This is a genomic window from Paraburkholderia sp. SIMBA_030, from assembly GCF_046535245.1.
Classification (GTDB): domain Bacteria; phylum Pseudomonadota; class Gammaproteobacteria; order Burkholderiales; family Burkholderiaceae; genus Paraburkholderia.
The window spans coordinates 1-278 of sequence record NZ_JAWRXB010000346.1 but is presented as its reverse complement, the minus strand read 5'-3'; the positions used below and the strand labels follow the sequence as shown (position 1 = coordinate 278).

General features: G+C 64.0%; 1 protein-coding gene. It reads left to right on the top strand.

What is annotated here, in order from left to right; all coding sequences use genetic code 11:
* On the top strand, window positions 1–278 hold a 278-nt coding region (locus SB772_RS40285), incomplete at both ends, for a histidine kinase dimerization/phospho-acceptor domain-containing protein (RefSeq protein ID WP_410838555.1).

Here is a 278-nt window from a genome sequence, read left to right as displayed (position 1 = left end):
ATGGCCGCAGGAGAACGGACCGTCCACCTCGATCCCGATGGGGTGGCTGAGGTGCGCGCCGTGGGAGAAGCGATCAACACCCTGGACCACGCGCTCATGGCCAGCGAAGGAAGGCAGCGTGAATTCCTCCTCTCCATCTCTCACGAGATCCGGACACCCCTGACAGCCATGCGTGGCTACGCCGAGGCGCTCGAAGACGGGTTGATTCCGCAAGATGACATCCCCGGGATTGGCCGCACGCTCTCCGCCGAGACGGACCGCTTGGATGGATTTGTCCG